Below are 20,595 nucleotides of genomic sequence, written 5' to 3'. Positions count from 1 at the left end.
CGCCGTGGCGAGGGAGTGCGGATGCTGGAACGGCTCGGCGAGTTCTGCACCGCGGCGTTGGCCGCGCACGGCTGCCCGTCGGCCTCGGTCGCGGTGGTCCGGGACGGCACCGTGGTACTGGCCGAGGCGTACGGGCTGGCCGACGTCGCCGCGGGCCGCCCGGCGACCCCCGACACCGGATACCTGCTGGCGTCGGTCACCAAGCCGATGACGGCCACCGCGGTGTGCGTCCTCGCCGACCGCGGGCTGCTGGACCTCGACGCGCCGTTGCCGGCGGCCGAGCTGGCGATGCCGGCGGGCGTCGACTGGCCGGCGCCGACCCCGCGCCAGCTGCTCCAGCACCGCGGTGGCCTCACCGGCCACTACGACTTCCAGTACGGGAAGGATCCCGAGCCGCCGATCGACGTGTCCTTCTACACCCGGGCGTACCGGCGGCCCGGCTCCGGCTACGAGTACGCCAATCTCGGCTACCGGCTGCTGGGCACCCTGGCGGAGACCGCGAGCGGGCTGCCGCTGCCGCGGCTGCTGGCCCGGGAGGTGTTCGCGCCGCTGCGGTTGGCCAGCTGCGCGCTCGGCACGGACGCACCGGGCCCGGTCGCCACCCGGTACAGCATCGACGGCCGCGGCTACCCGGCGGAGCTGTCGACCAGCCACCCCGGCGCCACGCTGGGCCGGGCGACGGCGGCCGACCTGGCGCTGTTCGGGCACCGGCACGAGACGCTGCTGGCGCCGTCGACGGTCGCCGCCACCCGGACCGCCGCCCCGATCAGCGACCACCTCGGGTACGGGCTGGGTTGGTGCGTGTCCCGCGGCGCCGGGCCGCTGATCGTCAGCCACGGCGGCGGCATGGGCGGTGTCGCGACGATGGTGGTCGCCGTGCCCGAGCTGGCGCTGTCGGTGGCGGTGCTGACCAACAGCACCGGCAAGGCGGCCCGCGACGCCATCGTCGACCACCTGCTGCGGAGCGAGGTCCCCGGTTACCGGCCGGCGATGATCAGCACCGCGGGTACCGCACCGGCGCGCCCGGTCGCACCGGCCGTCGGCGACTGGTCGGGCGAGATCACCACCCCGGACGGGCCGGTGCCGGTCACGCTGCGGGTGCGCCGGGACGGCCCGGCCGATCTGACGCTGGCCGGTGGCACTGCGACCGCGACCGCGGTCCCGTCCGGTGAGTGGGACCTCTCCGCCACCTTCGACCTCCAGCTGCCCACCGCCGACGCCCGGCGCAACAGCCCGCTGCTCGGCCTCACCGTGAGCGCCACCCAGGGTGCGCTGACCGGCGCGGCCCGCACGTACCGGGACGGCGACCGCACCGGCTGGCTCGGCAACCTGCTGAGCCACCCTGTCCGGCTGATCCCCCGTTGACCGCGATACCGGGAGCCCGGGCCCGGCGGGGCTCCGTGCGGTGCCCACCGCCGGCCGGATCCGGGCCGCGCTGAGCGGCACTGCCCCGGCTCGCCGGTACCAAGCCGCTGCCGGCGAACCGTCCCTTGTGGATGCTGTCAGTCCGGCAGGTACCGGGCCACCAGCCGTTTCGGTGCCTGCGCGGCCCACGCCTGGCGTACCCAGTCGTGCAGCTGGTCGGCCGCGACCCCGGCCAGCCTGACCTCCAGGCCGAGGAAGCTGCGCCGGGCATCGCTTCGCCGGACCACCCTGGTGTGCTCGGGGTCGGCGGTCGCGGCGCGCACCGCCGCCTCCTCGGTGAGGCAGCAGACGACGGTGGACTCGTCGGCGCCCAGGCCGAGGAAGGTGCGGCCGTGCACCGACCACTTCGGCGTCCGGAACCGGAAGTGCTGCGTCTCGGTCGCCTCGGGCAACGCCATCGCCCAGCCCCGAAGCTGCGCCGTGTCGGTCATGACGAACCATTCTGCCGCGCCCGCCGGCCGATCGCCCCGCCACCCGCGACGACCGTTCGGCGCCTGATACCGGCCGACGATCCGGGCGGCACGACGGTGGGGCCGGTGCTCCGTCGTTCGGACGATGACAGAACGACGGTGCCGGCGCAGCATCGGTGGGTGGACCCGATCCGGGTACTGGTCGTCGACGACCAGCCGCTGTTCGCCGAGGCGTTGGCGGTGTGGCTGGCACGGCAGCCGGGGTTCGAGGTCGTCGGCGCGGTGCAGACCGTCGCCGCGGCCCGGGAACTGCTGGCCGGCGCGCACGTCGACGTGCAACTGGTCGATCTGGATCTCGGCGCCGATTCGGGGGTCGAGCTGCTCGATCACGCCCGGGACCGGTACCCGCTGCTGCGCTCGGTGATCCTCAGCGCGTCGCGGTCCCCGGAGGCGGTGGCCACCGCGGTACGGCACGGCGCGGTGTCCTGGCTGTCCAAGACCGCCGACGGGGACACCCTGCTGCAGGTGCTGCGCGGGGTGCTGCGGGACGAGTCCTGGATCCCGCCGGAGCTGCTCGCCGGCCTGCTGCGCACCCTCACCGAACCGGCCGGCAGCCCGGTACTGGACCGGCTGACCGTACGGGAACGCCAGGTGTTGCAGTGCCTGGTGGACGGCATGACCCGGGCGCAGATCGCCGAGTTGCTGTTCATGTCGCCGAACACGGTGCGTACCCACACCCAGAACCTGCTCGGCAAGCTGCCGGCGCACTCGGCGTTGGAGGCGGTGTCGGTCGCGTTGCGGTGCGGGATGCGACCCAACGACGTCGGCCCGCGTCGGGCATCCGCCGAATGACGTAGCGCCGGCTGGTCAGTTCGCGAGGTTCACCGCGCCGCGGCGGGGGTTAGCGTCGAGGAACCCGCCGCGGGAGGGTCGTGTGATGGGACACCGGATCCGGGTCGCCACCGTGATCACCAGGCTGGCCGCCGGGGCCGGCGGGGTGGCGCTGCGCGGTGCGCTCGCCCTGGACCCGGAACGGTTCGCGGTGACCGTGGTGACCGGTGCCGCGGCGCTGTTCCCGGGCCGGTCGGCGCGGCCCGGGGTGCTCGCCGGCGACGCGGCGCTCGCGGTCGCCGAGCCGGGCGACCTGCTGGCCCGTGCGGCGGCGGCCGGCCTCGCGGTACGCCGGATCCCGGCGCTGCTGCCGCAGCCGGCGCCGGCTGCCGACGCGCTGGCGTTCGCCGCGCTGGCCCGGTTGCTGGCCGACTTCGACGTGGTCCACACGCACTGCGCGAAGGCGGGCGCGCTGGGCCGCGCGGCCGCGTACCGGCGCGGCGTGCCCCGCATCGTGCACACCCTGCACGGGCTGCCGTGGCACGACGACCAGCCCGCCTGGCGGCGGCTGGCGTACCGGCGGATCGAGCGCCGGCTGGCCGGCCGGACCGACGCGTTCCTCGCCGTGGGTGCCGCGGTACGGGCGGCGGCGATCCGGCACGGGCTCGCCGCGCCCGGCGCGATCCGGACCATCTGGCCGGTGGTCGACCCCGATCCGGCACCGGCCGACCGGGCCGCGGCACGCCGCCGGCTCGGCCTGCCCGCCGGCGTACCGGTGGTCGGTACCGTCGGGCGGATCGACACCCAGAAGGCGCCGCTGGACTGGGTCGACGGGCTCGCCGCCAGCGGGCCGTCGATCTGGGGGGTGTGGGTCGGCGACGGGCCGCTGCGCGCGGCGCTGCGGGACCGGGTCGCCCGGCGTGGGCTCACCGACCGGGTCCGGCTGGTCGGCCACCGCGACGACGTGCCGGCACTGCTCCCCGCGTTCGACGTGTTCACGCTGGCCAGCCGGTACGAGGGGATGCCGTGCGTGCTGGTGGAGGCGATGCGGGCCGGAGTGCCGGTGGTCGCCACCGCCGTGGACGCGGTACCCGAGCTGGTGGTGCCGGAGGTGACCGGCCTGCTGGTGCCGCCGGGCCGGCCGGAACTGCTCGGCCGGGCGGCCCGGCGGCTGCTCGCCGAACCGGACACGGCGCGCCGGTTCGCCGCCGCGGCGGCGAACCGGCTGGACGACCGGTACGAGCCGGCGGCGCTGGGCGCGGTCCTGGCCGCCACGTACACCGGCGTCGACGACGCCCGCGACGCCGAACCGGCGCCGGGTCCGGGACCGGCGCCGGGCACCGGCCCACGACCCGGCCCGGAACGCGGTCCGGCGCCGCGGCCCGGCGGCGACCGCGCGGCGCGGCGGTGGCGCGACGCCACGGACCCGGCGGTGTCATGACCGGGCCGCAGACTGCCGCCATGGTCGAGGCGCACCGGCTCGGCCTGCGCATCTGGCTGGAGGCCGACCTGGTCCGGCCGTGGCAGGACGGGCCGGCCCGGTTGCACGCGGCGCTGCGTACCGTGCACGGACTGGCCCGGGAACCCGGCGTGGTCGGGGTCAAGTTCACCGAGGCGCTCGGCTACGCCGACGGGTTGACCGTTCCGGGGCGAATCGGCCGGTTCCTCACCGAGGTGGGCGACGCGCTCGCCGGCGCCGCGCCGGGACGGCTTCGGCTGCTGGACCTCGCCGTACCGGAACTGTCCTGCCTGCCCGACGACCCGGCCCGGCCGCACCTGGCGACGGTCGCGGCGGCGCGACTGCGCGGCCGGTACCCGCAGCTGGCGATCGACCACGTGCACGACTACCTGCGGCTCGGTGCGGCGGATGTGGCGCAGGTGGCGACGCTGCCCCGCTCGTCGGCCACCTACGCCGGGTGGGGTGTGGACGACGACACCGCGCAACGGTCCGCCTGGTCGGCCACCGTCGGTTACTGGGGCCGGCTGGTCCGGCTCTACGCGCGTGCCGATCTGACCCATCCGGGCGCCTACCCCGGCGACGCGGACTCGGCCGCACGGCGGCTCCGCGGCGCGGTCGACGTACCGCTGCGCGCTGGCGCCGAGGCGGTCGACGCGTGGACCTGGCGCCGCCCGTACCTGGGCTGGGTGGCGCGGCTGGCCGACCCCGGCCCGCGCCGCAACCTGCTGTGGGACGGGCTGGTGGCCCGGCACGGTGCCGGCACCCGGCTGCTGACCCACCTGGATCCCGGCGCTCCGGAACGCACCGTCGGCGCGGATCTGGCGATGATCGCCACCGCCTGTACCGACGTGTACCTGGCGGTCGGCGTCGACTGAGCCGCCGGACCGGGGTGGCCGGTCCGTTCGGCCGGTCCGGCCACCCGCCGGACGGTGCCGATCCGACGAACGGACACCCGGGCGCGGTACTGACGGTTCGTTCGCGGTCCGGCCGTCCATTACTCGCCAGGCACCTCGGCCCCGCCCCGGATTGTGTGCTGTCGTGGGACGAGATCTTCCGGGCCGCCGACCCGCACCAGCCAGGTGCGGTCACCGACCCGACGGGGGGAACATCATGCCTGGCCACCACCAGCCCATGGGGCGCCAACCCGGCGACTCGGCCGGCCCGCACCGGCGGCTCGGACCCGACGTCCGGCACGAGATCGTCACGATCATGCTGCTGACCCGGGCGGTCACCGACGCCGTCGACGTCGGCCCGGACAGCCGGGCCCGGCTCGACCAGCTGCTGTCACCGGGTGGTGCCCGACCATGACCGCCACCGGAACGATCACCGCCCCGGCCGGCGCGGCGCTGCGTTCCGCCCCGCGCACCGCGGCGGTGACAGCGACCGGGCCGGCGGCGGTACCGGGCCGCGCCGGTACCGGATCGGCCGGCGCCCGGGTGCTCGTGTGCGACGACCACCTGGTGTTCGCCGAGTCGCTGGCCATGGTGTTCGTGGACGCCGGGTACCAGGTCACCGCGGTGACCCGCAGCCTCGACGAGGTGCTCGGGGTGCTGCACGCCTTTCCGGTGGACGTGTGCGTGCTCGATGTGGGACTGGATCTCGGCGACCGGTTCGAGCGGCTCGCCGAGATTCGTGCGGCCGCGCCGGCGACGCGCCTGGTCCTGCTGGCCGGCCGCCGGCAACGGCAGGTGGCACCGGCGGCGCTCGCCGCCGGGGTGTCGGGGCTCGTCGACAAGGGCCAGCACGTCGCGGCGATCCTGGACACGGTGGCGCGGGTGTGCGCCGGCGACACCGTCGTCGGCCCGCCGTACCAGCAGTTGCCCCGCCGCGGTTCGGTGCCGGAGCTGTTCCGGCTGGCCGCGTTCCTGACCCCGCGCGAACGCGAGGTGCTGTGCCGGCTGGTCCGCGGGGAGCACACCGCGGCGCTGGCCCGGTCGATGGGCGTCACCCCGGCGACCGCCCGCTGCCACGTCCAGAACGTGCTGACCAAGCTCGGCGCGCACACCCGCCTGGAGGCGGTCACCGCCGCCGTACGGTGTGGCCTGGTCGACGCCGCGAGCGGCGAGTGGCTCGCCGGCTGAGCCCCGTCAACTGGCGGTGTCCAGCGTCGAGGGTGCGGTGACCGGATCCGGCGGGCGCCTGGTCGGCGAGGTCCACCGCCCGGTGGAGCGGGCCACGAACGCCCGCGGCAGCGTGTAGAGCGTCACCGCCGCGTCCACCACCCGCAGCAGCACGAAGAACGGCAGGTACAGCAGGTACCGCGGCCGGCGCTGCAGGCATGCCACCAGCACCGTGGTCAGGTAGTCCGGCAGCAGCACGCCGACCGCGAGGGTCTCCAGCCGGACGTAGCCGTGCACCGTGGACAGGCCGGGCAGGCTGGCCGCCGCCGGTGCCAACTCCGGCACCGCGAGCAGCAGGAACAGCAGCGGCAACAGCACGAACAGCACGCTGCTGGAGACCAGTTCCAGCAGCGTGAGGGCAAGGACCACGGAGAACAGGTTGCGGCGCAACCCGTGCCGGCGCACCGTCTGCCACAGGCCGAGCGACCACCGGGTGGTCTGCGTGAGGTAGTCACGGAAGGTGTCCGGGTCCTGGGTGGTGGCCGCGGCGGCGAGCCGGAAGCCGACCCGGCCCAGCCGCCGGCGGTACACCTCGAAGGTCATGTTGAAGTCCTCGATGACCAGTCCCGGTGGGTTCATGTCGATGCGGGGCAGGATCTCGGTGCGGTACAGGCTGGCGAAGCCCGGCACGATGTGCGTGGCGTTGAGCGACCGCCAGGTCTGGCCGTACTTGAGCAGCCGCTGGGTCATCGTGTAGATGCGCTCCCGGTGCGCCACGATCAGCTGGCCGGTGTGCGACAGCGTGTCCGGCGACCAGTGGGTACGGGCGCAGCCGGCGACCGCGACGACCGCCGGGTCGTCGAACAGCGGCAGCGCCGCGTCGAAGTACCCGTCGGCCAACTGGGTGTCGGCGTCCAGCAGCAGCACCGCCCGGTACCGGCGGACCAGCCCGAAACGCCGGATCGCGTACTGCAGCGCGCCGGCCTTGCCGAGGTTGCCCGGGGTGGCGACGACCCGGGCGCCGCAGCGGCGGGCGATGGCGACGGTGTCGTCGGTGGAACCGTCCGAGACCACGTGCACCGCACCGGCCGGTACCAGCCGCCGCACGGCGGCGATCGACGCCGCGAGCACCACCGACTCGTTGTGCGCCGGGATCAGCACGGCGACCTCGTCCAGCCCGATCGGGCCGGTACGGGGTGCGTCCGGGTCGCGCAGCAGCCGCGGTCCGGGCGCCGCCTCGGGCCGGTCACGCCGGCGGACGAAACGGTCGTCGACCAGCCGCAGCAGCCCGATCAGGCCCCACAGCGTGAAGTTGAGGCCGAACACGAACACCAACAGCAGCCAGGGGAACATCAGCCACCTCCGCGCGCGGCGGCGCGCCAGATCGCGCCGTCCGCGGCGCCCTCGTTGAGCCAGAAGAACACCCCGGCCAGATGCGCGGACCGGGCCAGCGCCAGCTTCGCGGCCACGCTGCGGTCGTTCTCGAACCACACCTCGTGCCGGCGGCCCTGCGCGTCCCGGTACCGGTACCACGGTGCCTGGGCGGCGGCGTCCCACCGGACCGGGACGTGCCGGTCGGTCGCGGCGCGTTCCAGCGCGGCGGCGCTGCGGTCGGTGCCGCGGTGACCGACCCAGTCGTACCCGGACAGCGACATGCCCAGGACGAGCTTGCCGGCGCCGATGGTCGCGGTGGCGTAGCGCACCACCCGGCGTACCCACGGGGTCGGCGAGATCGGCCCGGGGCCGGAGGTCTCCCAGTGGTAGTCGTAGGCCATCAGCCGCACCTGGTCGACGGCGCGGCCGAGCCGCGGGTAGTCCTGCGCGACGTTGCGCGGCGCGTAGCCGGCAGCGCTGTCCTTGGCGAACAGGTCGACGCTGAGGGTGCGGCCCCGCGCGTGCAGCGCGGCGGCGACCTGCCGTACCAGCGCGGTGAACGCGGCCCGGTCGCCGGCGCGCAGGTCCTCGTAGTCCAGGTCGATCCCGGACACGTGCGGGGCCTGCGCGAGCGCGATCAGGGACCGGACGTGCCGGGCCCGGGCGGCCGGGTCGTGCAGCACCCGCGACACCGGGCCGTAGGAGAAGGTGCCGTCGAGCGCGTTGGCGACGGTCGGCACGTACCGGGTGCCGGGCGGCCGGGACCGCAACGCCGCGGTGTCCGCGCCCGGATGCTGCGGCACGACGGTGCCGTCGGCGGCGATGCCGTACACCCAGGGCGAGTACGTGTCGATCCGGCCGGTTTGGCCGGCCAGCCCGGCCGTGCCGAAGTTCCAGTACGGTACCGCGGCGAGCACCCCGTCCCTCCACTGTGGATGTTCCTGTCGCGTGCAGCCCACGAGCGTTCCGATCAGCAGCAGCAGCACCGCCGCGAGCGCCGGCGGTCGGTACCTCGTGCCGCGGTGGTTCATGAGGTGGTGAGCATCCGGTCTTCCAGCGGGGTGGCGCGATGCTCGTCGATGACGTCACGCAGGATCGCGTCCAGATCGCGGCTCGGGACGAACCCGACCAGCTCCCGGGCCCGCCGGCAGTCCGGCACCCGGCGCATCATGTCCTCGTAACCGTCGCCGTACGCCACCTGGTACGGGATGCGGTCGATCGTCGAGTGCGACCCGGTCAGCGCCAGTACCCGCTCGGCCAGCCCACCGATGGTCACCTGCTCGGCGGAGCCGAGGTTGAACACGCCGCCGATCGCGTCGCGGTGCGCCAGCAGTGCGGGCAGCGTACCGGCCACGTCCGCGACGTGACAGAAGCAGCGGATCTGGTCGCCGGTGCCGTACACGGTCAGCGGCACCCCGGTCAGCGCCTGGCCGACGAACCGGGGCACCACCATCCCGTACCGCCCGGTCTGGCGCGGCCCGACGGTGTTGAACAGCCGCACCGTGACGGAGCGCAACCCGGCCCTCCCGTACGCGGTGACCAGCGTCTCGTCGATCGCCTTCGCCTCCGAGTAGGACCAGCGGCTCTTGGTCGGCGAGCCGATGATCCGGTCGTCGTCCTCGCGCAGCCCGACCCGGTCGTTCTTGCCGTAGATCTCGCTGGTGGAGGCGAGCAGCAGCCGCACGTCGTACCGGTGCGCCGCGGCGACCACGTGTTCGGTGCCGTGCAGGTTGGTGCGCAGGCTGTCCAGGGTGCGGTCCCGGATGGTGAACGCGCCGACCGCGGCGGCCAGGTGGTAGACGGTGTCCGCGCCCAGCACCAGCCGGTCGACCAGGTCGGCGTCCAGCACCGAGCCACGCACCAGCCGCAGCCCGGGATGGTCGGCGACCGCGGCGAGGTTCTCCCACCGGCCGGTACTCAGGTCGTCGAGCACGGTGACCCGTTCGCCGGCGGCGAGCAGGGTCTCGGTCAGGTGCGAGCCGATGAAGCCGGCTCCCCCGGTGATCAGTGTCCGCATCTCATCCCCCCGTGGTTGCGGCGGCGAGCCGCTCGTACAGCGCGTCGATCCGGTCGGCGACCGAGGCCACGCCGTACCGGTCGGTGATCGCCTCGACCGGCCGGCGGTCGGCGTGCGGTGCGGCCAGTACCGCAGCCAGTTCGGCGCGCAGCCCGGCCACGGTGCCCGGCACCCGGCGCGCCTGCGGCACGTCCAGCCCGGCCAGCGCCGGGCAGGTGGTGTAGCGCACCGGCAACCCGGCCGCCAGCGCTTCCAGCGCCGACAGCCCGAACGTCTCCTGGGCCGAGGCGGTCAGGAAGACGTCCATGGTGGACAGCAGCGGCCCGACGTCGTGCCGTTCGCCGGTGAACCGGACCCGGTCGGCGACGCCGAGTTCGGCGGCCAGGGCGCGCAGTGCGGCCAGCTCCGGGCCGTCGCCCACCACCAGGAACAGCCGTCCCTCGGTCAGCAGCGGAGTCACCGCCCGCAGCGCCAGGTCGACCCGTTTCACCGGGTCCAGCCGGCCCAGCATGCCGAGCACCACGGTGCCGGGCGGCACCCGAAGCTCGGCCCGCAGCCGGTTCCGGGCGACCGGATCGAACCGGGACCGGTCCAGGTCCACGGCGTTGGGAATCACCGTGATCCGGGCCGCGGGCACGCCCCACCGCACCAGCCGGTCGCGTACCGTCTCGGACACCGCGACGGTGACCTGGCCGCACCGTTCGCTCGCCAGGTACAGCGCGCGCACCCCGGCGCTCATCCGGCGCCGCTCCAGGTGCGTCTCGCCGATCGAGTGCTCGGTGGACACGATCACCGGTGTCCGGGCCAGCCGGGCCGCCGCCCGCCCGTAGATCTGGGCGCGGTAGAGGTGCGCGTGCACCACGTCGTAGCGGCCGGCGGCGATCAGCCGGGTCAGCCGCGGCAGCGCGGACACCTGGGTGTTGCGGCGCATGCCGAGGTCGCGCACCCCGATGCCGGCGGCGGTCAGCCGGTCGGCGACCGGCCCCGGGTTGTACAGGCTGAGCACGTCGGCGTGGTGCCGGGTGTGCGACAGGATCGTCGGCAGCTGCAGCTCGGCGCCGCCGACGCCCAGCCCGGTGATCACGTGCAGCACCTTCACGATCGCCCTCCCCTGGCCAGCCGGGCCCGGTAGAGCAGCCGCTTGCCGGTCAGCCGCAGCCCGCCGTCGCGCTGGCCGACGTAGATCCGCGGTACCGCGGCGACGCCGAGCGCCGACCGCGGCGCGTCCACCGCGCACGCGTACCGGTAGCCGGCGGCGGTGACGGCGGCGCGCGCGGCGGCGTCCATCGACCCGTACGGGTAGCAGAAGCCGTCGACGGGGCCGCCCAGCACCGCGGCCAACCGGTCCCGGCTGCCGGCCACCTCGTCGTGCAGCGTCCCGCCGGCGAGCCCGGCGAGCGGTACGTGTCGCGCCCCGTGCGCGCCGATCTCCCAGCCCGCCCCGGCGAGCGCGGCGAGGTCCGGCCCGTCCAGCAGCGCCAGCTCGCCGCCGTCCCAGTCGTTGACCGCGCCGATCCGGTCGGCCACCACGAACACGGTCGCGGTGCAGCCGAACCGGCGCATCAGCGGCAGCGCGTGCCGGACCACGCCGGCGTACCCGTCGTCGAAGGTGATGCCGACCAGGCCGGCACCGCGCCCGGCCCGGCGCGCCGCGAGAAGTTGACCGACGCCGACCCCGCGCAGCCCGAGCCTGCGCAGCGTGGCCAGTTGCGCGCCGAACCGGCGCGGCGACACCGCGAGCCGGTGCGGGTCGGCGGCCAACCGGTCGACGGTGTGGTACATCAGCACCAGCGGTACGTCGCGCCAGCGCCACGGCGCCGCCGGCCGGGTCCGCTCGATCACCGCCATCGCCGATCACCTCCCCGTGACGCCGCCGTCGCGGCGCCTGCGACTCCCCGTGGCGCCACCGTCGCGGCGCCCGCGCTCACCGCCATGGCCGCCACTCCCGTACCGTCGTGGTGAGGATCTTCAGGTCGCGGCGCAGCGTCCAGCCGTCGATGTAGCCGTTGTCGGCGACCACCCGGGCGTTCAACGGGGTGTCCCCGCACAGGCCGCGGACCTGGGCGGCGCCGGTGAGGCCGGCCGGCATCCGGTACCGGTCCGGGTAGCCGGGCACCGTCGCGGCGAACAGCTCGGCGAAGTGCGGCCGCTCCGGGCGCGGCCCGACCAGCGACATCTCCCCCCGCAGCACGTTGACCAGCTGCGGCAGCTCGTCCAGGTGGCTGCGGCGCAGCGCCGCGCCGAAGCCGGTCACCGCGCCGGCCGGCACCGTCCAGCGCACGTCGGCGTCCGGGTCGGGCGCCACGGTGCGCAGCTTGACCAGCTCGAACGGTGCGCCGCCGGCGGTCAGCCGGACCTGCCGGAACAGGACCGGCCCGCCGTCCAGCAGGCGGATCGCCAGCGCCAGCAGCGCGATCAGCGGCGCGGCCACCGCGAGCAGCGGTACCCCCAGGACCAGATCCAGCGCCCGCTTGCGCCGGTACCGCCGCACCAGGACGCCGCGGTAGCCCGCTGCCGGGGCGCGCACGACTGCCCTGCACGACGCCGGATCCGCGCGGTACCCGGATCCGGCGCGGATGGGCCGCGCCCCGGCACGAGGGGTGGTCTGGGCGCTCATCCGGCCGCCCGGGCCAAGGGCCGTCCCGCCGGTACGGTGCCGGTCAGGTGCCGGGCGATCCGGCGCGCGGCGAAGTCGCAGCCGTGCACGAACCGCATCACCGGGCCGAACGAGTTGGCCACCACCGGCCCGGTGAAGTACAGGCCGGGCACCGAGGACTGGAAGGCGTGGTCGACCGCGGGAGCGCCGTCCAGGGTGGCGATGTCGGCGGCGAGCCGCTCGTCCAGGAACGCCAGCCGGGACAGCTCCGGGCGGAAGCCGGTGGCCGCGATGACGTGGTCGGTGGTGATGCGTACCGGCCCGGAACCGTCGCGCAGGGTCAACCGGACGGAGTCGGCGCCGGGCTCGACCCCCACCAGCTCGTGGTCGGTGAGCACCGGCAGCCGGCCCTCCACCCGCGGGCGCAGCCAGTACGCACCGGCGGGCCCCAGTGCGGTACGGGCGATCCGGGCCCGGCGGCGGGCCGGCAGCCGGTGCAGCAGATCCGGCCGGGTCGAGTAGAGCAGCGTGGTCCAGCCGGAACCGAGCGGCGCCTCCGGTTCCCGCAGCCGTACCCGCAGCGAGCGCCGGGCCCGCAGCGGGTCGCCGTTCCAGACGACGCGCGGCGCCCGCACCACGACCCGTACCGTGGCACCGGCCTCGGCGGCGAGCGCGGCGGTCTCCAGCGCCGCCTGGCCGCCACCCAGCACGGTCAGGTCGGTACCGGCGAAGCGGCTCAGGTCGGTGTGCGCCGACGAATGCGTGACCAGGGTGTCCGGCAGGTCGGCCAGCAACGGCGGGATGCGGTCGAAGTGCTCGACACCGACCGCCACCACCACCCGCCGGGCCAGCAGCGTCTCCCTGTCGTCGAGCGCCAGCTCGAACCGGTTCCCCACCGGCCCGATCCGCCGCACCAGCGTCTCGGCCACGTCCGGCACCTGGGTGTGCTGGAACCACCCGCCGTAGGCGACGAAGTCGGCCAGCCGCACCGGCCTGCCGTACGGCACGTACGGCTCGCCGCGGTGCGCGCAGTAGGCGGCGAGCGTCGCCGCGCCGGCCGGGTCGGACAGGTTCGAGGCGTACGGCTGGGACTTCAGCTGCATCCCCGCCGGCATCGCCGTGCGCCACAGCGCCATCGGCCGGCCGAACACCCGGACTGCCAGGCCACTGCCGCGCAGGTGCGCCGCCAGCGACAGCCCGTACGGCCCGGCACCCACGATGGCCACATCGATCATCCTGTTCATCACGCCGTTCCTTCCGCCCCGTCGATCGGTACCGGTCCGGCCGAACGCGCCGGCCTCAGCGGTGTGGTCAGCCGCCCCGACCTCGCCGGCCGGGACGGGAGCGCCGAGCCGCCGAGCCGGCGCCGACCGATCGGGCGGTGCGCCGCACGCCACGCGGTGCGCAGGCACATCAGGCCGAACGGGGCGAGGTCGTCGGCCGCGAACCAGGCGGCCTCGTCGACCCCGCGCAGGCTGCGCAGCCAGGCTCGGAGACCCAGCTCGCCGCGGCGCAGGTAGCCCAGCGCGGCGAAGGTGTCGTAGTTCTCCACCACGAAGCGGCGGCCGGCGACCGGCACGCCGTCCGGTACCGGCCGCCCGGTGAGGTCCAGGTGCGCGGCCCGCGCCACGTCGACCCCGTCGGTGGTGGTGAACAGCCGGAACTGCGCGCCGATGCGCGGGTTGAAGTCCAGCAGCCGGAACCGGCCGTCGCGCGCGTCGCGGCGCAGGTCGCAGTCCATGATCCCGCGGTAGCCCAGCCGGGACAGCAGCGCCGTCAGCTCCGCGGTGAGCGCCGCGTTCGGTACGCACTCGCCGAGGCTGGTGAGCCCGGCGTGCGGCGGGTACGAGCGGTGCTTGCGACCGGTGAACGCGGGCCGGCAGACCGAGTCGGCGTCGCAGTAGCCGTGGAAGAACCAGTCGTTGCCGGGCACGTGCTCCTGCAGCAGCACCGGCACCCCGGTCGCGTACACGGTCGCCAGTGCGGTCGGGTCCGGCACCACCGTGGTGCTGCGCAACCCGCCGGTGTCCCGCCACGGTGCGGTCAGCTTCGCCACCACCGGGTAGCCGACCCGTTCGGCGAAGCGCCGAGCCTCGGCGGGATCGCGGGTCTCGACCGACTCCACCGCCGGCAGCCCGAGTTCCCGGCCGAGGGCCGCGAGGCTCGCCTTGCCGGCCAGCCGGCGAGGCAGCGCGGGCGGTGGCGCGGCGAACGAGAACCACCGCCGCAGCACCGATCCGTGCTCCGCCAACAGGATCGCGCCGGCGTCGTCGGTGGGGATCAGCACCGCCCGGCGGCCGATCCGCTCGGCGACCCGGGCCAGGCCGGCCAGCACCCGCTGCGGCTGGTCCGGGTCCGGCAGCCAGTCGAGCCGGCCCCGCAGGTACCGCGACCGTGCCGCGGGCGCGAGCGGATCCTCGCGCACCGCGTACATCTCGACGCCGGCGCGGCCCAGGCTGCGGATCACGCCGAGGCCACCGTGGTGGAACACGTTGCGGTCCAGCTTGAGCACCACCGCGGGGACGTCCCGGTCGAGTCGCATCGCCGCTCCCCTAGACGATCTGCCGGTGCGAGGCGACGTCGAAGCGGTACGTCGCGTCGAGCACCCGCGGGCAGTCGGCCGCCCAGCCGTACTCGACGCCCGGGTGCACGGTGTGCACCAGCGCGAGGTCCCAGTCGCCGCCGTGCGGGGCTCGCTCGCCGCGCAGCCGGGTGCCGTCCGGCAGCACGCACTCCGCCACCAGCGGGTCGTAGTAGTGCACGTCGGCACCGCGCCGGGCCAGCTCCGCCAGGATCTCCACCGCCGACGAACCGCGCAGGTCGCGGACCCCGGGCTTGTAGCTGACCCCGATCACCAGGATCCGGGCGCCGCGCAGCGCACCGCCGGTCTCGGCGAGCAACTCCACCGCGCGGGTCACCACCCGCCGCGGCCGGGCCGCGATGGCCGTCATCGCCTGCTCGATCAGCGGCGCCGGATGCGCCGAGGTACGCAGCTGCCAGAGCAGGTAGTGCGGGTCGCACGGGATGCAGTGGCCACCGACGCCCGGCCCCGGGAAGCAGGCCAGGAACCCGTACGGTTTGGTCGCCGCCGCGCTGGTCACCTCGATCGGATCCAACGCCAGGTTCCCGCAGATGTCGGCGATCTCGTTGGCCAGCGCGAGGTTCACCGCACGGTAGACGTTCTCGTACAGCTTGGCCAGCTCGGCGGCCTCCGGCGTGGAGACGGTGTAGACCGCGTCGGTCAGGTACCCGATCAGGCGGGCGGCGCGCTCGGCGCACCGGGGTGTCTCGCCGCCGACCAGCCGCGGGGTCTCCCGCTGCCGGTGCGCGGGGACGCCCGGGTCGATGCGCTCCGGGCTGAACGCCACGCAGACGTCCCGGTCGACCTCCAGCCCCCGGTCCCGCAGCGGCTCGATGAGCATCTCCCGGGTGGTACCGACGTAGCTGGTGGAGGTCAGCACGATGGTCTGGCCGGCACGGGCGTGCTCGACGACCGCGGCGCACGCCGCCCGCAGCGCGCTGGTGTCCGGTACCCGGTGCCGGTCCACCGGGGTCGGCACGCAGACCACCACCGCGTCCACATCGGACAGCAGCGCCGGGTCCCGGGTGAGCCGCAGCCCACCGTCCGCCAGCGCCGCCGACAGCGTCGTGCGGTCGTCGTCGGGCAGATCCACCGCGCCGGTACGGATCGCGGCCAGCCGCTCGGCGCTGACGTCCACGCCGATCCCCGGCACGCCCCGCGCGTACAGTCCCAGCGCGGTCGGCAGGCCGACGTAACCCAACCCGACGATGCCCACCGACAGCGCTTCGGTGTCCGGAGCCGCCGCGGCGCCCTGGATCAACCGCGAGCGCACGTCGTCCAGCGGGCCGTTGACCGCCAGTGCGAGCTCCAACCCGGCCATGGCGACACCACCTCGTGTCCCTCGGGCGGCCCGGCGGGGACGCGCCAGCGTCCGTCGAGCCCGGTACGCCGCCGGCTCCCGGCGGCCCTGCGTGCACCGTAGGTCGCCGAGGTACCCGCGGTCTCCGGGCGAAGCGCGTAGCAAGCCCTACGCCGATTGGCGGAGCGGGCCGGCGGTACCGGTGCCGGCCCCACGGCGCGGGTGAGCCCAGAACCTGCGATCGGGCCGCGGATCCGGGCCGGCCGGCCGGTCCGCCGCGGCTGGCAGCGGCGGCCGGTCGAACCGCTGGCGTAGCCCGGTCTACGTCGTTTGACGGGGGCGCCGGCAGGCCGGCCGGCTTAGCGTGAGGCGATGCGCGCGCACCGCCTCGCCCGTGGCTGGCTGCTGCCGGCCTGGCTCGCGTTCGCACTGCTCGTCGCCGGGTTGGTGGTCGCCGCAGGGCACCGGGGCGGCCGGCCAGCGCCGCCGGCCGACCCGCTCGCCGGCCTGGCCGCGGTTCCCGCCGCCCGTGGCGCGCCGACCGGTCATCGCCTGGTCGTGTCGCTGACCTTCGACGACGGCTACGCGGACCAGCTCGTCGGCGCCCGCGAACTGTTGCGGCACAAGCTGCCCGGCACCTTCTACGTGCCGTCCGGGTGGGTCGGCCTGCCCGGGTACCTGTCGCTCGCACAGGTGCGCGAGATGCGCGCGAAGGGGCTGGAGATCGGCGGCCACACCGTGCTGCACGAGAACCTGCCGGACGTCACCGCCGCCGAAGCGCGCCGGGAGGTGTGCGACGATCGCAGCAACTGGCTGCGCTGGGGCATTCCGGTGACCTCGTTCGCCTACCCGTACGACGCGCTCGGACCGCGGGAGCGCCGGATCGTGCGCGACTGCGGGTACAACAGCGCCCGGCAGCTCGGCGACCTGCACTCGGTGCGTACCCCGACCGACTGCACCGAGTGCCCGTACACCGAGCGGATCCCGCCGCCGGACCCGTACGACGTGCGGGCGCCCGCCGAGTTCGACAGCGGCTGGACCCTGGCCGACCTGATCAACGAGGTTCGCGGCGCGGAGCGGCACGGTGGCTGGCTGCCGCTGACGTTCCACCACGTCTGCGACGGCTGCAGCGACATCGGGATACCGCCGCGGACGTTCCGGCGGTTCCTGGACTGGCTGGCCCCGCGCGCCGCCCGGGGAACGGTGGTCCGGCCGATGGACGCCGTCGTGCGCGGCCCGGTCCGTCCCGCGCACCGGCTGGCCGCACCGGCGCCGGTGGCACCGCGGCACAACGCGGTGCGCGACCCGTCGCTGGAGAACTGGCAGCACGGCGAACCGGCCTGTTTCCGGCACACCGGGTTCGGCCACAACTCGGCCGCGGTGAGCCGCACCGGGGCCGCGCACGGCGGCCGGTTCGCCGCCCGGTTGACGGTACGCGGCTACCACTCCGGCGGGGCGCAGCTGATGCCGTCGCTGGACCTCGGCAGCTGCGCGCCCGCGGTCGCGCCGGGGCGGCGGTACACGCTGGGCGTCTGGTACACCGCGACCGCCGCAACCCGGCCGGTGCTCTACTACCGCACCGCCCGGGGCGCCTGGACCGCCTGGCCGGTGCACCCGCCGAAGCAGCCGGCCACCGGAACCTGGCGGCACCTCTCGTGGCGCACCCCGCCGGTACCGGAGGGCGCCACCGCGGTCTCGTTCGGCCTGCGGCTGACCTCGGCCGGCACGGTGACCACCGACGACTACCGCCTGGCCGAGTGACCGTGCGGGGTGCGTGCCGGCCGGCCCTGAAGCCGCACCGTGACCGACCGGCCCGCAGCCGCGGCCCGGCCCGCACGCGCTCAGGCGCCGGGCTTCGGGGTGGCGCGGTAGAGCCGCACCGACACCGCGGCGAGCCAGGCCCAGGCGAGCAGCACTCCGGCAGTGAACCCGAGCACCACGGGGGCGCTGCTCGAACCGCTGGTGATCCCGGCGAACGAAACCAGGAACAGCACCCCGGTCAGCGCCGAGTAGAGCGCCCAGCCACGGTGGCCGAGCCGCCGGAGGCGGCGGGCGTACACCAGGCACGCGGCGATCAGGCACAGGAACCCGAGGCCACCGGCCGCCAGGTGCAGCATCCCGTGCCAGGAGACCTCGGCCGCCCGGCCCGCGGGAGTACCGATCGGGAAACCGTTCGCCGGATCCGCGACGAACGCGCCGGCCAGCACCAGCCCGATCCCGTACCCGGCGACCAGCCGTGGCACCCACCGGCAGCCGGGCGTGCCAGCCAGCGCGCGGCGCATGCCGACGGCCGCCGCGACCACCATCGCCCCGGACAGCACCAGGTTGGCGATCTGGATCCAGCCGAGGCTGCCGTTGGCGAGCAGGCTCCAGTCGTGGTGCGCGAGGTCGAACCCGCGCCGGGTCATCGCCTGCGCCAGGCTGACCAGCACGTAGAACGGGCCGGCCAGCACGCCGTAGCCGAGCAGCGAGCGAGTGACGGCGCGGCTGCGGTCGCAGCTGCTCCGGCTCCGTGCCGCGGCGGCCCCGACCGGTTGCGTGGGTGTCGTCATGTCAGCCTCCCGGGTTGGACCGCATCGTCTGATTCATTGGACTGATCAGTACCGAGTGGACTGGACAGTACCGCATCGGGTACTGTCCAGTCCAGTACGGCGGAACACCGGGAGGGCAGATGGGCGAACCGGCCGGGAACACCCACACCGACGAGCTGATCGTGCGCATCGGCCGTGCCGCGTCGAGCGACTCGGCCGGCGCGACCGGCAAGCGGGGCGCCATCGTGCAGGCGGCCACCGGCCTGTTCCTGCGCCAGGGCTACCAGGGCACCAGCACCGACCAGATCGCCGCCGCCGCGGCGGTGTCCAAGCAGACCGTCTACAACCAGTTCCGGGACAAGAAGACGCTGTTCGCCGAGATCATCCTCGGCGTCACCGCGACCGCCGAACGGTTCGCCGCCGAGGTGCCGGCCGAACTCGCCGAGGTGCGCGCCGCCGACGATCTCGAACCGGCGCTGCGCTCGTTGGCCCGGCGCTACCTGTCCACCGTGCTCAATCCGCAGGTGCTCGCCGTGCGCCGGCTGATCATCGGCGAGTCCGGCCGCTTCCCCGAGCTGGCCCGCGAGTACCACCGGCGCGCGCCGGCCCGGGTGCTCGCGGCGCTGGCCGACGTGTTCTCCCGGCTCGCCGACCGGGGCCTGCTCACCGGCGACCCGGGCGACGCCGCCGAGGACTTCGCCTTCCTGGTCCTCGGGCCGGCGCTGGACCGCGGCATGTTCCACGTCGACGACGACCGGGTGCCCGAGCCGGAGATCCGCCGCGCCGCCGACCGCGCCGTCGCGGTGTTTCTCGCCAGCTACCGGGCCGCTCGCTAGGGCGTGTCTTCATGGCTCCGCCCGGGCGAGCCGGAGTCCGTTGGTTCGCGCGCAAGGCGGAGGTGCGGGTGCATACCGGTGTCGGATGCGCTCGTGCCGACAACGCCGCGAGCGGGCAGACGGGCCCGGCGCAGCCGGGTGGCTGGCCATGAAGACACGCCCCAGGGTCCGACGCGTGGTCCGGTGCGGCCCTCGGCACGCGACCAGCCCCGCCTAGTCGTCGGGACGGCGGTGCTGCGCGGCCCGTCGCTGCGCGACCTGCGCGGTGCGGTCGGCCCGGGTCAGCTCCCGCCGCGCGGTCCGGGCCCGCTCCTTGGCGGCCTGCTGCTCGCGGCCGGCGCGGTCCAGTTCGCTGCTGAGCTCGGCGATCCGCCGCTCCGCGGCACGGACCGCGGACTGCGCGTCGGCCAGCTCCCGCTCCGCCGCCGCCCGCGCCTCGACGCTGGTCCGCAGCGCCCGCTCGGCCTCGGTGCCGCGCCGGGTGCCGGTGCCGTGACCGGGCGCCGAGCCTGCGGTACCCCGGTCGGCCGCGGGTCCGTCGGTACCCGATCTGCCGGCGCCGGCCCGGCGCCGCGGCCGTCCGGCCGACGTGCCGCGGCGGGCCGCGGCCGCCCCCAGCTCGACCACCTCACCGCCGGCCGCCGCGGCATCGCCCGGGGCGGCGACGGCGGCCAGCCCGGCGGTGGCGAGCGGCCGGTCCAGCCGGCCGCGGATCCACCGCTGTCCCGCCTGGGCGTCGGCGACCACCGCGTGCAGCGTCTGCTCGACCTCGCGGCGCGCGTCGGCGCCGAGCGGGTGGCCGGCCGCGGCGGCCAGCCGGGCGGCGTCCCCGACCAGTACCGGAATCAGCCGCCGTTGCTCGGCCGACAACGCCCGGATCCGGGAGCCGTCGAGGTCGCGGTACGCCGCACGCAGTTCCTCGCCCAACCCCAGCAGCCGCTGCGCCTGGGCCGACCGGGTACGGGCGAGCAGGTTGCCGGCCCACGCGGCCACGGTCGGCCGGCGCAGCGCATGGATCCGGGCGGCCAGCGCCCGCTCGCCGTCGGACCGTGCCGCCTTCTCCCGGTCGGTGCGTGCCGCGGTGAACTCGCTGGGCGACAACGCGTACAGCTGGTCGGCGACGGCATCCAGATCCATCACGCAACACCATCCACTCGGTCGGCGACCCCCCGCCA

At 75.5% G+C, this 20,595-nt stretch carries 20 protein-coding genes; 8 read left to right on the top strand and 12 right to left on the bottom strand.

Annotation, left to right across the window (positions count from 1 at the left end; translation table 11 throughout):
- The first annotated feature begins 21 nt into the window (after positions 1–21).
- Positions 22–1,365, top strand: a complete 1,344-nt coding sequence (locus Athai_RS08785) for a serine hydrolase domain-containing protein (RefSeq protein ID WP_203961034.1) — start codon at positions 22–24, stop codon at positions 1,363–1,365.
- A gap of 137 nt (positions 1,366–1,502) precedes the next feature.
- On the opposite strand, the gene Athai_RS08780 is transcribed toward Athai_RS08785, so the two are convergent.
- The gene (locus Athai_RS08780) at positions 1,503–1,856 is read right to left on the bottom strand and encodes an MmcQ/YjbR family DNA-binding protein (protein WP_203961033.1); all 354 of its coding nucleotides are present in this window, start codon (positions 1,854–1,856) and stop codon (positions 1,503–1,505) included.
- Between the two features lie 159 nt (positions 1,857–2,015).
- Here Athai_RS08780 and Athai_RS08775 point away from each other — a divergent pair, with 159 nt between their 5' ends.
- The 5 genes from Athai_RS08775 (at position 2,016) to Athai_RS08755 (ending at position 6,206) form a co-directional block, all read left to right on the top strand.
- Entirely contained in the window at positions 2,016–2,687 is a 672-nt protein-coding gene (locus Athai_RS08775; RefSeq protein WP_203961032.1) for a response regulator, read from the top strand.
- Positions 2,688–2,772: 85 nt separating this feature from the next.
- The gene (locus tag Athai_RS08770) at positions 2,773–4,107 is read left to right on the top strand and encodes a glycosyltransferase (protein WP_203961031.1); all 1,335 of its coding nucleotides are present in this window, start codon (positions 2,773–2,775) and stop codon (positions 4,105–4,107) included.
- Positions 4,108–4,127: 20 nt separating this feature from the next.
- On the top strand, positions 4,128–5,000 hold the full coding sequence (locus Athai_RS08765; RefSeq protein ID WP_203961030.1) for a hypothetical protein: 873 nt from the start codon (positions 4,128–4,130) through the stop codon (positions 4,998–5,000).
- 256 nt (positions 5,001–5,256) lie between these two features.
- Positions 5,257–5,433, top strand: coding sequence for a hypothetical protein (locus Athai_RS08760; protein WP_203961029.1), 177 nt, complete (start codon positions 5,257–5,259; stop codon positions 5,431–5,433).
- On the top strand, positions 5,430–6,206 hold the full coding sequence (locus tag Athai_RS08755) for a response regulator transcription factor (RefSeq protein WP_203961028.1): 777 nt from the start codon (positions 5,430–5,432) through the stop codon (positions 6,204–6,206). The genes Athai_RS08760 and Athai_RS08755 overlap by 4 nt, the downstream gene beginning before the upstream one ends.
- Before the next feature lie 6 nt (positions 6,207–6,212).
- Here Athai_RS08755 and Athai_RS08750 read toward each other — a convergent pair whose 3' ends face one another.
- The 9 genes from Athai_RS08750 to Athai_RS08710 all read right to left on the bottom strand — a co-directional run bounded on the left by Athai_RS08750 (position 6,213) and on the right by Athai_RS08710 (position 16,074).
- Positions 6,213–7,538 (bottom strand): glycosyltransferase family 2 protein, encoded by a 1,326-nt coding sequence (locus Athai_RS08750; protein WP_203961027.1) that lies wholly within the window; start codon positions 7,536–7,538, stop codon positions 6,213–6,215.
- Positions 7,538–8,590 (bottom strand): glycosyl hydrolase family 18 protein, encoded by a 1,053-nt coding sequence (locus Athai_RS08745; RefSeq protein ID WP_203961026.1) that lies wholly within the window; start codon positions 8,588–8,590, stop codon positions 7,538–7,540. The genes Athai_RS08750 and Athai_RS08745 overlap by 1 nt, the downstream gene beginning before the upstream one ends.
- Positions 8,587–9,576: an NAD-dependent epimerase/dehydratase family protein gene (locus Athai_RS08740; RefSeq protein WP_203961025.1), complete on the bottom strand. Its 990-nt coding sequence runs from the start codon at positions 9,574–9,576 to the stop codon at positions 8,587–8,589. Before Athai_RS08740 ends, Athai_RS08745 begins: the two co-directional genes overlap by 4 nt.
- 1 nt (position 9,577) lies before the next feature.
- Positions 9,578–10,675, bottom strand: coding sequence for a glycosyltransferase (locus tag Athai_RS08735; RefSeq protein ID WP_203961024.1), 1,098 nt, complete (start codon positions 10,673–10,675; stop codon positions 9,578–9,580).
- Positions 10,672–11,424 (bottom strand): polysaccharide deacetylase family protein, encoded by a 753-nt coding sequence (locus Athai_RS08730; protein WP_203961023.1) that lies wholly within the window; start codon positions 11,422–11,424, stop codon positions 10,672–10,674. Before Athai_RS08730 ends, Athai_RS08735 begins: the two co-directional genes overlap by 4 nt.
- Before the next feature lie 76 nt (positions 11,425–11,500).
- Positions 11,501–12,103, bottom strand: a complete 603-nt coding sequence (locus Athai_RS08725) for a sugar transferase (RefSeq protein ID WP_203961022.1) — start codon at positions 12,101–12,103, stop codon at positions 11,501–11,503.
- An 86-nt stretch (positions 12,104–12,189) separates the two neighbouring features.
- Positions 12,190–13,416, bottom strand: coding sequence for an FAD-dependent oxidoreductase (locus tag Athai_RS08720; protein ID WP_203961021.1), 1,227 nt, complete (start codon positions 13,414–13,416; stop codon positions 12,190–12,192).
- Positions 13,416–14,714 carry a carboxylate--amine ligase gene (locus Athai_RS08715; protein WP_203961020.1) on the bottom strand — a complete coding sequence of 433 codons (1,299 nt, stop codon included), beginning with the start codon at positions 14,712–14,714 and terminating at the stop codon, positions 13,416–13,418. The genes Athai_RS08720 and Athai_RS08715 overlap by 1 nt, the downstream gene beginning before the upstream one ends.
- A 10-nt stretch (positions 14,715–14,724) precedes the next feature.
- On the bottom strand, positions 14,725–16,074 hold the full coding sequence (locus Athai_RS08710; RefSeq protein WP_203961019.1) for a nucleotide sugar dehydrogenase: 1,350 nt from the start codon (positions 16,072–16,074) through the stop codon (positions 14,725–14,727).
- 351 nt (positions 16,075–16,425) lie between these two features.
- Here Athai_RS08710 and Athai_RS08705 point away from each other — a divergent pair, with 351 nt between their 5' ends.
- Positions 16,426–17,814, top strand: a complete 1,389-nt coding sequence (locus tag Athai_RS08705; protein ID WP_203961018.1) for a polysaccharide deacetylase family protein — start codon at positions 16,426–16,428, stop codon at positions 17,812–17,814.
- A gap of 80 nt (positions 17,815–17,894) precedes the next feature.
- On the opposite strand, the gene Athai_RS08700 is transcribed toward Athai_RS08705, so the two are convergent.
- Entirely contained in the window at positions 17,895–18,605 is a 711-nt protein-coding gene (locus tag Athai_RS08700; RefSeq protein WP_203961017.1) for a DUF998 domain-containing protein, read from the bottom strand.
- Positions 18,606–18,724: 119 nt separating this feature from the next.
- Between Athai_RS08700 and Athai_RS08695 the strand changes: the two genes are divergently transcribed.
- Positions 18,725–19,420: a TetR/AcrR family transcriptional regulator gene (locus tag Athai_RS08695; RefSeq protein ID WP_203961016.1), complete on the top strand. Its 696-nt coding sequence runs from the start codon at positions 18,725–18,727 to the stop codon at positions 19,418–19,420.
- 213 nt (positions 19,421–19,633) lie between these two features.
- Here Athai_RS08695 and Athai_RS08690 read toward each other — a convergent pair whose 3' ends face one another.
- On the bottom strand, positions 19,634–20,557 hold the full coding sequence (locus Athai_RS08690) for a hypothetical protein (RefSeq protein WP_203961015.1): 924 nt from the start codon (positions 20,555–20,557) through the stop codon (positions 19,634–19,636).
- Between the last annotated feature and the right edge of the window lie 38 nt (positions 20,558–20,595).

It is taken from the genome of Actinocatenispora thailandica (genome assembly GCF_016865425.1).
Classification (GTDB): Bacteria; Actinomycetota; Actinomycetes; order Mycobacteriales; family Micromonosporaceae; genus Actinocatenispora; species Actinocatenispora thailandica.
This window is presented reverse-complemented; position numbering and strand designations above follow the sequence as displayed.